Origin of the sequence: Endobacterium cereale, from assembly GCF_009617585.1 — a bacterium.
Taxonomy (GTDB): Bacteria; Pseudomonadota; Alphaproteobacteria; order Rhizobiales; family Rhizobiaceae; genus Neorhizobium; species Neorhizobium cereale.
This window is the reverse complement of record NZ_WIXI01000023.1, coordinates 1-11,685: the sequence shown is the minus strand read 5'-3', so window position 1 is coordinate 11,685 and position 11,685 is coordinate 1. Positions and strand designations below refer to the sequence as shown.

Here is an 11,685-nt window from a genome sequence, read left to right as displayed (position 1 = left end):
CCTCCACGGTGCGGGCCGCGGTGCTTGGTACGGTCTGTCGTGATCAGTCAGATGTCAGGAAAATCTAATTAAGTTTAGGTTTTGAGCGGATCTGAACCCTCGACCATGCGTCAGTAGACGCAAAACTTATCTATAATATTGTTTTCGTTGATGTATTTCCGCTGCATGCCGTCTAGCGTGTCTGGGCGGTACATTTTGCGACATGTCTGGCAAAGGTGTGCGACCCCTCCCTGTTATCAAGCACTTCATCTTGCGCAAGTAAGGAGGAGCGACATGGCGATCGAAGTGTGGCAGATGGTGCAGATCAAACGGGCACTGGATGCATATTGCGAACACCTCCAAGTGTCCGGCGACGATGCGTTGGCCATTGAAGCCTGCAACCAGATGATCGGTGCAACACCGGTCGAAATCGACGACCCCGAGCAGCTTTTTCACCACCTGCTTGGGAGCATGGCGCAGATCCCTGAGGCGGCCACCTGATCGACGACCCGGCATTCGTTCATTACCGCGCGCGGATACATTTTGCGACAATCGACGCCCTTTGCGGCAAAGCCTTGCGACATGTTTTCGTTAGAGACCGGCATGACCGGGAGAACCGGCGCAAACCAATTTTTATCTCGCGAGGGGACGTCCGCATGCAAATAAACTTTTTAGGTGTTTGGTCTTCGCAAATTCTGAGCATCGTCCGCATCGTGGCGGCGGCGACCTTTTTCACGCATGGAACGATGAAGCTGTTTGGTTGGCCGGCACCGTTCGAGCACCCGCTCAACGGGCTTATTTACACGGCTGGCGTTTTGGAAGTCGTGGGCGGCCTCATGCTCCTCGTTGGCTTTTACGCCCGACCCACTGCCTTCGTTTTGTCCGGCCTCATGGCATTCGCCTATTTCATGGCCCACGGCTCGCGCGGCTTTTTCCCCGTTCTCAACGGAGGCGAGCCAGCGCTCCTCTTCTGCTTCGTTTTTCTGTACATCGCGGCAGCCGGTCCCGGCACGTGGAGCATTGATGGTCGAGCCGGCCGACACTAGTCTCGAGGTTCAAAGCAGAGGTACTCGTAGACGCCGTGTGGCCTGAACAGGACGCGGCGTCTTTTTTTATGATCTCCCAAACTGATCCCGTTTCATGCGCGACGCTTTGATACCCGCTCGGCAAAAGCGTCTTACAAAGTCGCGGTAGCCTGGACGGCCCTACTCAACAGGAGAACGACATGACAAGCATTCGATCTAAAAATGTGCTGCGGGGATTGTACAGACAGTCTATTCGCTCAGCACCGCGGCGGTCGCTGCTCGCTACACTCCTTCTGGTATCCGCGGTGTCAGCAGCGCCGGCCGACCGTTCCGCATCCAACACAGGAAACACCGCCTCCCATAGTGAACCGAAGGTAATAGCCAGCGGCTTGGAAATTCCGTGGTCGATCGTGTTTGTCGGTGATGAAGTCCTCGTCAGTCAACGCGACACCGCAGACATCATATCGTTGAAGCCTGGAGCGCCGGCGCGCTCGATTGGGAAAGTGCCCGATGTGACCCCTCGCCTCGATGGAGGGCTGCTTGGCCTGGCGGTGCTGAACTCCGATGACCGGACCTGGATCTATGCCTATCACGGGACTGCCTCGGTTAGTCGGATCGTCCGCATGACTTATGCGAACGGGGCGCTCGGAGCCCGAGGTCGTTCTTGGTGGGATCCCGGGCGGACGCGGGCATAACGGCGGCCGCATAGCCTTTGGACCAGACGGCATGCTTTATGCAACGACTGGGGAGGCACAAAGCCCCAATCTTTCTCAAGATCCGGCGTCGCTTGCAGGCAAGATCCTTCGCATGACGCCGGTAGGCGGTGTGCCCAGTGACAATCCATCCAGAGCGTCGCTTGTCTATTCACTCGGCCACAGAAACCCTCAAGGTCTCGCATGGGACGAGCGGGGCCGGCTGTGGTCAACAGATTTTGGCGACGACGTCTGGGATGAGCTCAACCGGATCGAAGCAGGTGGAAACTATGGATGGCCCACCGTAGAGGGCAAAGGCGGCAAGCCCAGCTACATCGACCCCGTAGTCCAGTGGCGCACGCAGGAGATGGGCCCGAGCGGCCTAGCTTATAAAGACGGAAAATTCTTCGTAGCAGGCCTTACCGGGGAACGTGTGTGGACCGTGGATGTCGATGATGACGGTCAGCCTGTCTTAAAGGCGCATTTCATCGGCCAGCATGGTCGTATTCGGGACGTGGTACCAGCTTCCGACGGCAATCTCTGGTTCATGACGAACAACACTGATGGACGTCGCAAGTCGCCGGGACCGGGCGACGACCGAATCCTTTCGGTGCCTATCGATACATTGGACCTCGAATAGCGAAGACAGATTGTTCGGTGGCATAGCGCGCTTGTCACCGATCTGGATAAGGCTTTCTCCAACCACTCGCTCAGGTCATCCGCTAGTCACTGAATGGCAACCTTTTTCGCTGCCTGACGCTTGGTTGAGGGGGAACTCCAAAGTCGTCGACCCTGGCCGGCGACTTCCTTTCCTTCAACATTGTACGGAAGGGAGATTATGGCCTGCATGCCATCATTGCCGGTCTTAAACACGATATCACCGCCATGCTGACGTGCCACAGCGCGCGCGATCGACAAGCCCAAACCGATACCACCGGTTTCCTTGTTTCGGGACGCTTCGAGGCGGAAAAAAGGGGCAAAGACCTTTTCCTTCATCATTTCGGGAATGCCCGGACCGCGATCCTGCACGACAATCTCCACATTCCCGTCCCTATGGCGCAACGATACTTTCGCTTCTTCGCCGTAACGGACCGCGTTTTCGATAAGGTTGCGAATCGCGCGCCGCAAACCTTCCGGTCGACAGCGGAACGTCAGTTTTTCGCCCTGCACGAATTGGACCGGGCGACCAAGATCCTCCTGGTCATCGCATATGCTGCCGATCAGTGCCCCGAGCTCGATCGGCCGCGTTTCTTCCTCTGTCGATTCACCACGAGCAAACGCAATCGCGGCCTCGGTCATGCTTTGCATCTCTTCGATGGTCGCAAGCATTTTAGTGCGAACGTCTTCGTCTCGAACAAATTCGGCCCTCAGCCGCATGGAGGTCAGCGGCGTTCGTAAGTCGTGGCCGATGGCTGCCAGCATTTTGGTTCGATCTTCGATGAACCGGTGCAGACGAGCCTGCATCTGATTGAAGGCACTGGCGGTGCGTCGGATCTCTTCCGGCCCCTGTTCTGGCAGAGGCGGTAGATTTTCCCCCCTGCCTAATGCTTCCGCTGAACGCGCCAGATTGCGAAGGGGGCTGGCTATGCGGCCGGCGACCAGCACTCCAATCAAAGCTAGAATGAAAGCAGTCAAGGCAAGGGAGGTCAGAGACGTCGAGGTCCACCACCCGCCCGGCTGTTTCAGGTAGAACGCGGCATTCAGCCATTTTCCGTCGTCTAGCTTGATGACCATCCCATAGCCCCGGGAACCATCAAAATAGACATATTTTACTGGCTGTGGCAGAGCCCAAAGATTCTGGATGGGCGTGCGCCAATCCTCTCCACGATTAGAGGAAGCGACCTTAGTTGCGTCGGGGATTTGAGGCACTGCCGGCCCGCCGCTGAACACCTGAACAAGATCGACGAAATTCTCGAGTGGCCGCGAGAATTGCTGGACCGCTTTCAGCCGCCAGGATGAAGCGTCTTCGGTATCCTCGTCGGTCAGCCAAAAACGCGAGTCCCCCGTCTCGCTCGCCAGAAGCGACTGCTCCCGGGTTTTGGGATCGGCGGTCGACATCAACCGGGTCATCGTCCTGGTGCGCGAGAAGAACTCGCTCTTGGCCGCATCGTCCAGAGCCTTCGAATGTTCCTGCCACGAAATGACGAAGGCAATAGCCTGGGAGACGAGCAGAGCCGCCAAGGTGAACCCGATGAACTGGGCTGCAAGGCTTCGCGTCCAAAGTCTTATCATTCGAATGCCACCTCTGCCGAAAGACTATAACCCCCACCCCAATGGGTTTTGATGATCGACGGGTTCTTTGGATTGTCCTCGATCTTCTTGCGAAGCCGGCTGATCTGGTTGTCTATGCTACGGTCGAAGATGTCGGCGGTACGGCCGACAGTCAAATCCAACAGTTGTTCGCGACTGAGGATAAGACCCGGCCGTTCGAGAAAAACCTTGAGGAGACGGAATTCCGCCGTGCTCAACGGGATACCGACACCGTCTTCACCCGATATCTCCTGGCGGCCCAAATTGACCCGCCAGGGTCCGATGCGAACGGTCTTCGATTGCTGCACGATCTGCTGGGTACCCACGCCGTTTGCACGCCGCAGAACAGCGCGAATTCGTGCCAAGAGTTCACGCGGATTGAACGGCTTGACTAGGTAATCGTCCGCCCCGAGCTCGAGGCCAATAATGCGGTCGGTATCGTCCGCCATGGCCGTCAGGAAAATGATCGGAATGTTCGTTGATGCCCGAACATGGCGGCAGACGGACAGGCCGTCCTCGCCCGGCATCATCACGTCGAGCACGATCAGATCTACGGTATGACGCTCCATCAGCCGTCGCAAGGCGTTGCCGCCTTCTGCGGAGCTGACCTTGTATCCTTGTTGCTCAAGATATTGTCGAACGAGATCGCGAATATCGCCGTGATCATCGACGACCACGATATGTGCGGCGTCCTGCATTTTCAGCACCTCTGTCATCCCAGTATAATAGGGAACCGCGCTTTGCCGCATCAGAAAAAGTGTATCAAAGTTTCACACGGTGACCTCGGATTGCAGCCATCTCCACCGTACCGATCCGGTCACCGAAAAGGAGGCGCCGCAGCGGTTTCAAACGTGGCAAGCGTTTGGCCAGGATTTGTACCTGCGCGAACAGGCGTGACAGACGCTTCCATCGGCCATGCTCGATACATTTTGCGACAATCATCGGCCTGCCTGGCACAGTTCGACGACAACCTCATTCTAGCGTCGATGAAGACAACTGGTACGGCATCCCCTGCCCAATGATCGCGGCGGATTGCCGATCCACCGCGCTAGCAGCATTGATATTCGATGAGGAGCAAATCATGACCGACAGTCCGGAATGTGCGGCTGGAGGAATAGCCGTTACCCGACGGGTAGTTTTGGGAGCCGGAGCGAGCGCCGTGGCGGGCCCCGCCCTTTTGAAGGGACATCACGTACACGCTCAACCGGTTCCCACGCCAAGCGGGATCGAAAATCCCCTCCTTCTGTCCTTCACTGTCAACGGGAGCAGTCTCGAACTCGATATCGATGCCCGTGCATCGTTGCTCGACGTGCTGCGCGAGCGCCTTGGCCTCACCGGCACGAAAAAGGGCTGCGACCATGGCCAGTGCGGTGCCTGTACTGTCCATATCGACGGACGGACCAGGCTTTCGTGCCTGACCCTCGCCGCCAAGATGAACGGTCGACAGTTGACGACGATCGAAGGCTTGAGCGACGGAGACACTCTGCATCCGATGCAGACTGCATTCGTCGATCATGACGCCCTGCAGTGTGGCTATTGCACGCCCGGCCAAATCATGTCGGCCGTGGCATGCGTCCGCCAGGGATACGCAAGCAGCCCGGAATCGATCCGCGATTTCATGAGCGGAAACATCTGTCGTTGCGGCGCCTATGTCGGGATCGTCGCGGCCGTCGCCGCGGCCAATTCGAGCGAGGGCTGACCATGCGAACGATTGGCTATGAACGACCAGAAACGCTCGATGCTGCCATCGCGGCTTACTCCGGAAGCGGTTCCGGCTCGCGGTATATCGCCGGCGGCACCACGCTCTACGACCTGATGAAGCTTGGGGTGGAAACACCAACCCACCTCATAGATATCACCGCCATCGCGAACCTGGATAGGATCGAAACCGAGGGCGACGTCACGCGTTTCGGGACGATGGCATTGATGAGCGATGTAGCGGAGACGCCAGCTATCCGCACGGAGTACCCTGTCCTCTCCGAAAGCCTTCTCAAGGCGGCATCGCAACAGCTGCGGAACATGGCGACCGTGGGCGGCAATCTTCTTCAACGCACCCGCTGTCCTTATTTCAGGGCCGGAAACGGTGTTTATCCCTGCAATAAACGCCAACCGGGATCGGGCTGCGCCGCGCTTGGCGGGTTAGACCGCAGCCAGGCAGTTCTGGGCGCCAGCGGTTCATGTAACGCAGTTTCGCCGGGAGACTGGCCGGTAGCACTACTCGCTTTGGATGCGAGAGTTGAGATCATCGGGATAGACGGTCAGCGAACCCTCCCTCTTGACGGGCTCTATCGCCTGCCGGCCGAGAGGCCGGAGGCAGATCACAATCTGAACCCAGGCGACATCATTATCGGCATCACGGTCCCGAAGACAGCCGCCGGACGGGCATCCACCTATCACAAGATCCGCGACCGGGAATCTTTTGCGTTCGCCCTCGCGTCGGCGGCTGTAGCGATGGAAATCGAGGGAGCGGTTGTTCGTGATGTTCGCATCGCTCTGGGCGGTGTAGCGACCCTACCCTGGAGAGCGCGCCAGGCAGAGAGTGTAATTGTCGGCCGGACGCTGACGCGAGAGCTCGCTGTGGAAGCCGGGCGCGCCGCCTTTCAGGACGCCCGACCTGGTCGTCACAACCGCTTTAAGATCGATCTCGGAGTTCAGGTAGTTGCCGATGCTCTGATGATCGCAGCCGGAAGGAATGTCAGATGAGCCGCCAACCCTTTCCAGATCTCGCCCGCATCGACGCGTTCGACAAAGTGCAAGGAAAGACAAAGTACTCCTCGGACGTACCTTTTCCAGACCTGCTGCACGCCATGACGGTGCCCGCCACCATTGGCAAGGGGATGGTGACTTCGATCGATGTCGAACACGCCCTGGCTGTGCCAGGTGTGGTGCGCGTACTGACGCCGCATGACACACCTCCACCCCCACCAGGCCCGCAAGGAAGTCCTCCGCCTCCACCCATGCTCGTCCATGCAATCGCCTATCGAGGTCAGCCGGTGGCGCTCGTTGTTGCGGAAACTCTGGAAGCGGCGATCGAAGGCGCCGAAGCGGTGCGCGTGAGCTACGCACTTGAACCATTCGCAGTCCGGTTCGAAGACGCAGATGCCGGGCGAGAGGACACAGAGTCGCCGACTTTCGGGGATGCAGACGCAGCGTTCGCAACGGCAACGACGAGGATCGAGGCGATATATACGACCACGGCCAACCATCATAACCCAATGGAACTTCTATCGACCACGGCGGTCTGGGCAGGCGGAAGGCTGACCATCTACGAGGGCACGCAGGGTTCGAACGGGCTGAAGAATACGGTTGCGCAATTGCTGCAGATCGACCGGTCCATGGTTGACGTCATAAGTCCGCAGATCGGTGGCGGCTTTGGCCAAAGGGGAGAGGTTCCGCGGCACACGGCCGTCGTCGCACAGGCGGCCAGGCTCCTCAGGCGTCCAGTCAAGCTTGTCATGCCCCGGAATCAGATTTTCCACAACAGCCGGTTTCGGCCGCATGTCCAGCACGCGATCAAGCTCGGCGCGGACGCGAACGGAAAGATGATTTCCGCGCATTACGACTGCCTACAGCAGAACTCACGGCGCGGACGGTATCGCTCGGACTGGTATCATGCCGGTCCCTGCAAGGTGTATGGCATTGAGAATTATCGCGGCACCTCCGGTGACCTCCGCCTCGACACCCACGGGCCAGCGCAGATGCGAGCACCCTATGAGCATCCGTCGGCCTTTGCCTTTGAAAGTGCGGTCGACGAACTCGCCTTTGCGCTCGGCCGCGATCCGGTAGAGTTCCGGCTGGCACATGACACGAAGATCGATGCATCGACCGGCAAGCGCCTGACGTCCCGTCACCTCAACGAATGCCTCACGCGTGGCGCGGAGCAATTTGGATGGACTGGCCGCCCAGTTCAACCGGGGACGTTGAAGGCTGCCGATGGCACCATGGCCGGCTGGGGCGTCGGAGCAGGCGTTTACCAGGCAGCCATGCACCCTGCCATTGCGACGCTGCGGGTGAGCGCCAATGGTGTCACGCGATACGCCAGTGCCGGCCATGAGATGGGCCAGGGCATGCGCACCGCGATCGCTCAGGTTCTAATCGCCGGATTGCGGATCGACCCAGCCCGATTGACGATCCTCATTGGGGACACGACCGTCGCGCCGCAGCACAGCACCGCCGGCTCATGGGGAACGGCCAGTTCGGTCCCAGTCGCCGTAGCGGCCGCCGAGAAAATGACGGCCGCGTTGGCGGAGCTCCTCGACGGGCGAAAAGTGGCGGGCAATATGCATGAGCAGCTTGCGCGTCTACGACGTCCATTCATCGAGATTGAGGTTTCTATGGTCGCCCCTGGGCAGGGGCCGGAGCACCTCGAGAGGCTAAAGACCGGAGGCATGGCGATCGCCGGTCTGCACGGCACGTATCCAGACTTTACGGCGCTCAGCTACATTGCGCATTTCGTGGAGGTTCACGTTGAACCTCATACACGGCGCATACGGGTTCCGCGCGTAGTCTCGGTTGCCGACTGTGGCCGCGTCATCAGTCCGCGCACGGCACGCAGTCAAGTCCAGGGCGGCGTCGTCTGGGCATTGGGAGCGGCGCTCCGTGAGATAAGCGAAACGGATCCCCGGTACGGCGGCTGGTTGAACGCAGACATCGCCGAGTACCACGTGTCGGTCAATGCCGACATCGGCAAGATCGATGTGTCGTTCATCGACGAACCTGACTTCGATGCAAATTCAGCCGGAGTAAAGGGCATTGGTGAAATCGCAATGGTTGGCGCAGCAGCGGCGCTTGCCAACGGTGTATTCCATGCAACGGGCCGACGACTTCGTACTCTGCCTATCCGCGTAGAGCATCTTATCTAGCCGATAGTGTGCCGAAATATCTCGAAACAAATTGAAACAGGAATTCGCCTTTCGCATGCCAGATAAAGAGAGTGCCCATCGAGGTCTCGACGTTGCCAGTGAGCCACGCGGCTACGCAGGTCTAAATGGGGAGGAATGTCTGCATGAAGACTATTTTGTAACTTCGGCTCCAACAGGGCTCGGTCGGGCGATGGCGTAGAAGAGCTTGTCGCGTGGAAATCGAGTGGCTGGACCTATCGTGCGACAGCAGTTGAAGGTCGCTGTGTCGAGCGCTGTGGCACTCACCGAGGTGGTTCTTTGTTGGTTTCCACGCGGAACTGAGCCGGTTTTTCCACCGAGAAGTGAGCCACCTCTGAGTATGGTTTTCTGATCAGGGTTTGGTCAAGGGATTGGCCTTTTCTCCTCTCTTCTGTGCGGCTGCAGCCGAGCTGGCTTTGAATCGGAAGCTGTCGTTTCCGGTTTCGAGGATGTGACAACGGTGGGTCAGCCGGTCCAGCAGAGCCGTCGTCATCTTGGCATCCCCGAAGACGGTGGCCCATTCGCTGAAGCTGAGGTTGGTGGTTATGACGACGCTGGTGCGCTCGTAGAGCTTGCTCAACAGGTGGAAGAGCAGCGCTCCGCCTGAGGCACTGAACGGAAGGTACCCGAGCTCATCGAGGATGAGCAGATCGAGACGAACCAGCGTCTCCGCGATCTGGCCTGCCTTGCCTTTAGCCTTCTCCTGCTCGAGCGCATTGACCAATTCGATGGTCGAGAAGAAGCGGACCTTTCTGCGGTGATGCTCGATCGCCTGGACGCCGAGGGCAGTCGCAACATGCGTTTTTCCTGTGCCCGGTCCGCCGACAAGCACGATATTCTGCGCTCCATCGATAAACTCGCATCGGTGCAACTGGCGCACCGTCGCTTCAGTGATCTCGCTGGCGGCGAAGTCGTAGCCGGAGATGTCCTTGTAGGCCGGGAAGCGGGCAGCCTTCATGTGATAGGCGATGGACCGGACCTCACGCTCAGCCATCTCGGCTTTCAGCAGCTGGGACAGGATCGGCACGGCTGCGTCGAAGGCCGGAGCACCTTGCTCGATCAGGTCTGTGACCGCTTGAGACATGCCATACATCTTCAGGCTCCGCAGCATGATGACGACGGCGGCACTTGCGGGATCATGACGCATGGCGACCTCCCACGATCCGGACACGCAGGCCATCGTAGCGTTCGACGTTGGCCTTGGGTTCACGCACCAAGGTCAGCGCCTGGGGCGTGTCAATGTCGGGGCCGTCGGTCGTTTTGCCGTCAATCAGCATGTGCAGCAGATTCAGCACATGCGTTTTGGTTGGTACGCCTTGATCCAGAGCCAGTTCCACAGCCCTGACGACAACCTGTTCGTCGTGATGAAGGACGAGAGCGAGGATATCGGCCATCTCACGATCGCCGCCCAGGCGGCGTAGCATCTGGTCCTGCAACTGTCGAAAGGCCAGCGGCAATTCCAGGAAAGGCGCTCCATTGCGCAGGGCTCCGGTTTTGCGCTGGATGACGGCAAGGTAATGCCGCCAGTCATAAATCGTCCTCGGTGGTTTGTCGTGGCTGCGTTCTATGATCCGCGGATGTTCGCAGAGGATATTGCCCTCGGCTGCAACAACCAGTCTCTCGGGATAAATCCGCAGGCTGACGGGCCGGTTCGCAAATGATGCAGGCACACTGTAACGATTACGCTCGAAGGTGATCAGGCATGTTGGCGAAACGCGTTTGCTCTGCTCGACGAAGCCGTCAAACATGGCGGGCAACGCCATCAATGCTGTCTGCTCATCAGCCCAAACATCCGCGATCGTGCCGGGCAGGCTCCCGTGCGCCGTGTCCCGCCATAGGTCCTGGCAGTGCTGTTCCAGCCAGTCGTTCAACGTTGCCAAATCTGGAAAGTCCGGCATCTGCTGCCATAGGCGAGGACGAGCATCCTGGACGTTCTTCTCGACCTGCCCTTTCTCCCAGCCTGCAGCAGGATTGCAGAACTCAGGTGCAAACACGTAATGGTTCGTCATCGCAAGGAACCGGATGTTGACCTGTCGCTCTTTGCCGCGGCCAACGCGATCGACCGCTGTCTTCATGTTATCGTAGATGCCGCGAGCGGGCACGCCGCCGAACACACGGAAGCCATGCCAGTGGGCGTCGAAGAGCATCTCGTGCGTTTGCAGCAGGTAAGCCCTGACCAGAAAAGCCCGACTGTTCGATAGCTTGATATGTGCGACCTGCAACTTCGTGCGCTCACCGCCGATCACGGCATAGTCCTCACTCCAATCGAACTGGAATGCTTCGCCTGGGCGGAAAGACAGCGGAACGAATATGCCGCGGCCCGTCGTCTGCTGCTCACGTTGCCGGTCAGCCCGCCAATCACGGGCGAAGGCGGCAACCCGACCATAGGAGCCGGTAAAGCCGAGAACCACCAGATCGGCATGAAGCTGCTTTAGAGTTCGACGCTGTTTGCGTGACCTCCCGGCCTCGGTCTTCAGCCAGGCCGCCAGCTTATCGGCAAAAGGATCAAGCTTGCTCGGTCGTTCCGGTATCGTGAACGTCGGCTCGATCGTACCGGCGTTCAGATACTTCGCGATCGTGTTGCGCGACAGCCCGGTGCGCCGGCTGATCTCCCGGATCGACCGCTTCTCACGCAGCGCCATCCGACGGATGATATTTAAAAGTCCCATGTGGATCACTCCGTTGCCCCCGTCGCTCACCGCGTTGGGGGAAGGTTCACATGGCTCAATTCTCAATGGAAATTATGCGCCTAACCGGCTCAGTTCTGCGTGGAAACCAACAGGTCCTGGTCCAGGAGACGATGGCATTGGACCCGTTTGCCCCTGCGGTGTTTGCCTTCTGCAATCGCCGACGTGACCG

The 11,685-nt window shown here is 58.8% G+C and carries 11 protein-coding genes; 7 read left to right on the top strand and 4 right to left on the bottom strand.

The features are described 5' to 3' along the window. Window positions 1-273 precede the first annotated feature (273 nt). The 4 genes from GAO09_RS03725 to GAO09_RS30220 all read left to right on the top strand — a co-directional run bounded on the left by GAO09_RS03725 (window position 274) and on the right by GAO09_RS30220 (window position 2,336). Window positions 274-480: a hypothetical protein gene (locus GAO09_RS03725; protein WP_153352733.1), complete on the top strand. Its 207-nt coding sequence runs from the start codon at window positions 274-276 to the stop codon at window positions 478-480. A gap of 155 nt (window positions 481-635) precedes the next feature. Further along, window positions 636-1,025 (top strand): DoxX family protein, encoded by a 390-nt coding sequence (locus GAO09_RS03720; protein WP_153352732.1) that lies wholly within the window; start codon window positions 636-638, stop codon window positions 1,023-1,025. A gap of 179 nt (window positions 1,026-1,204) precedes the next feature. After that, window positions 1,205-1,699, top strand: coding sequence for a PQQ-dependent sugar dehydrogenase (locus GAO09_RS30415; RefSeq protein WP_209018598.1), 495 nt, complete (start codon window positions 1,205-1,207; stop codon window positions 1,697-1,699). Then, complete coding sequence (locus GAO09_RS30220) at window positions 1,635-2,336, top strand: PQQ-dependent sugar dehydrogenase (RefSeq protein WP_209018597.1); 702 nt, start codon at window positions 1,635-1,637, stop codon at window positions 2,334-2,336. The genes GAO09_RS30415 and GAO09_RS30220 overlap by 65 nt, the downstream gene beginning before the upstream one ends. An 86-nt stretch (window positions 2,337-2,422) precedes the next feature. Here the strand turns inward: GAO09_RS30220 and GAO09_RS03710 are convergent, their stop codons facing one another. Then, window positions 2,423-3,928, bottom strand: a complete 1,506-nt coding sequence (locus GAO09_RS03710; RefSeq protein WP_153352731.1) for an ATP-binding protein — start codon at window positions 3,926-3,928, stop codon at window positions 2,423-2,425. Then, window positions 3,925-4,644, bottom strand: coding sequence for a response regulator (locus GAO09_RS03705; protein WP_153352730.1), 720 nt, complete (start codon window positions 4,642-4,644; stop codon window positions 3,925-3,927). The genes GAO09_RS03710 and GAO09_RS03705 overlap by 4 nt, the downstream gene beginning before the upstream one ends. A gap of 383 nt (window positions 4,645-5,027) precedes the next feature. Between GAO09_RS03705 and GAO09_RS03700 the strand changes: the two genes are divergently transcribed. The 3 genes from GAO09_RS03700 to GAO09_RS03690 are packed head-to-tail and all read left to right on the top strand — an operon-like array spanning window position 5,028 to window position 8,808. Continuing rightward, window positions 5,028-5,645, top strand: a complete 618-nt coding sequence (locus tag GAO09_RS03700) for a (2Fe-2S)-binding protein (protein ID WP_153352729.1) — start codon at window positions 5,028-5,030, stop codon at window positions 5,643-5,645. Window positions 5,646-5,647: 2 nt separating this feature from the next. Then, window positions 5,648-6,649, top strand: a complete 1,002-nt coding sequence (locus GAO09_RS03695) for an FAD binding domain-containing protein (protein ID WP_153352728.1) — start codon at window positions 5,648-5,650, stop codon at window positions 6,647-6,649. Beyond that, window positions 6,646-8,808 carry a xanthine dehydrogenase family protein molybdopterin-binding subunit gene (locus GAO09_RS03690; protein WP_153352727.1) on the top strand — a complete coding sequence of 721 codons (2,163 nt, stop codon included), beginning with the start codon at window positions 6,646-6,648 and terminating at the stop codon, window positions 8,806-8,808. The genes GAO09_RS03695 and GAO09_RS03690 overlap by 4 nt, the downstream gene beginning before the upstream one ends. Before the next feature lie 370 nt (window positions 8,809-9,178). Here the strand turns inward: GAO09_RS03690 and istB are convergent, their stop codons facing one another. Beyond that, a complete protein-coding gene (gene istB, locus GAO09_RS03685; protein WP_153352726.1) occupies window positions 9,179-9,973 on the bottom strand; it encodes an IS21-like element helper ATPase IstB in 795 nt (264 codons plus the stop codon). Next, window positions 9,963-11,495, bottom strand: a complete 1,533-nt coding sequence (istA, locus tag GAO09_RS03680) for an IS21 family transposase (RefSeq protein ID WP_153352725.1) — start codon at window positions 11,493-11,495, stop codon at window positions 9,963-9,965. Before istA ends, istB begins: the two co-directional genes overlap by 11 nt. Between the last annotated feature and the right edge of the window lie 190 nt (window positions 11,496-11,685).

What these genes read in the sequence shown, in the direction of transcription:
- GAO09_RS03725 (WP_153352733.1), top strand. Translation starts at nt 274, where the DNA reads ATGGCGATCGAAGTGTGGCAGATGGTGCAGATCAAACGGGCACTGGAT.
- GAO09_RS03720 (WP_153352732.1), top strand. Translation starts at nt 636, where the DNA reads ATGCAAATAAACTTTTTAGGTGTTTGGTCTTCGCAAATTCTGAGCATC.
- GAO09_RS30415 (WP_209018598.1), top strand. Translation starts at nt 1,205, where the DNA reads ATGACAAGCATTCGATCTAAAAATGTGCTGCGGGGATTGTACAGACAG.
- GAO09_RS30220 (WP_209018597.1), top strand. Translation starts at nt 1,635, where the DNA reads ATGCGAACGGGGCGCTCGGAGCCCGAGGTCGTTCTTGGTGGGATCCCG.
- GAO09_RS03710 (WP_153352731.1), bottom strand. Translation starts at nt 3,928, where the DNA reads ATGATAAGACTTTGGACGCGAAGCCTTGCAGCCCAGTTCATCGGGTTC.
- GAO09_RS03705 (WP_153352730.1), bottom strand. Translation starts at nt 4,644, where the DNA reads ATGCAGGACGCCGCACATATCGTGGTCGTCGATGATCACGGCGATATT.
- GAO09_RS03700 (WP_153352729.1), top strand. Translation starts at nt 5,028, where the DNA reads ATGACCGACAGTCCGGAATGTGCGGCTGGAGGAATAGCCGTTACCCGA.
- GAO09_RS03695 (WP_153352728.1), top strand. Translation starts at nt 5,648, where the DNA reads ATGCGAACGATTGGCTATGAACGACCAGAAACGCTCGATGCTGCCATC.
- GAO09_RS03690 (WP_153352727.1), top strand. Translation starts at nt 6,646, where the DNA reads ATGAGCCGCCAACCCTTTCCAGATCTCGCCCGCATCGACGCGTTCGAC.
- istB (WP_153352726.1), bottom strand. Translation starts at nt 9,973, where the DNA reads ATGCGTCATGATCCCGCAAGTGCCGCCGTCGTCATCATGCTGCGGAGC.
- istA (WP_153352725.1), bottom strand. Translation starts at nt 11,495, where the DNA reads ATGGGACTTTTAAATATCATCCGTCGGATGGCGCTGCGTGAGAAGCGG.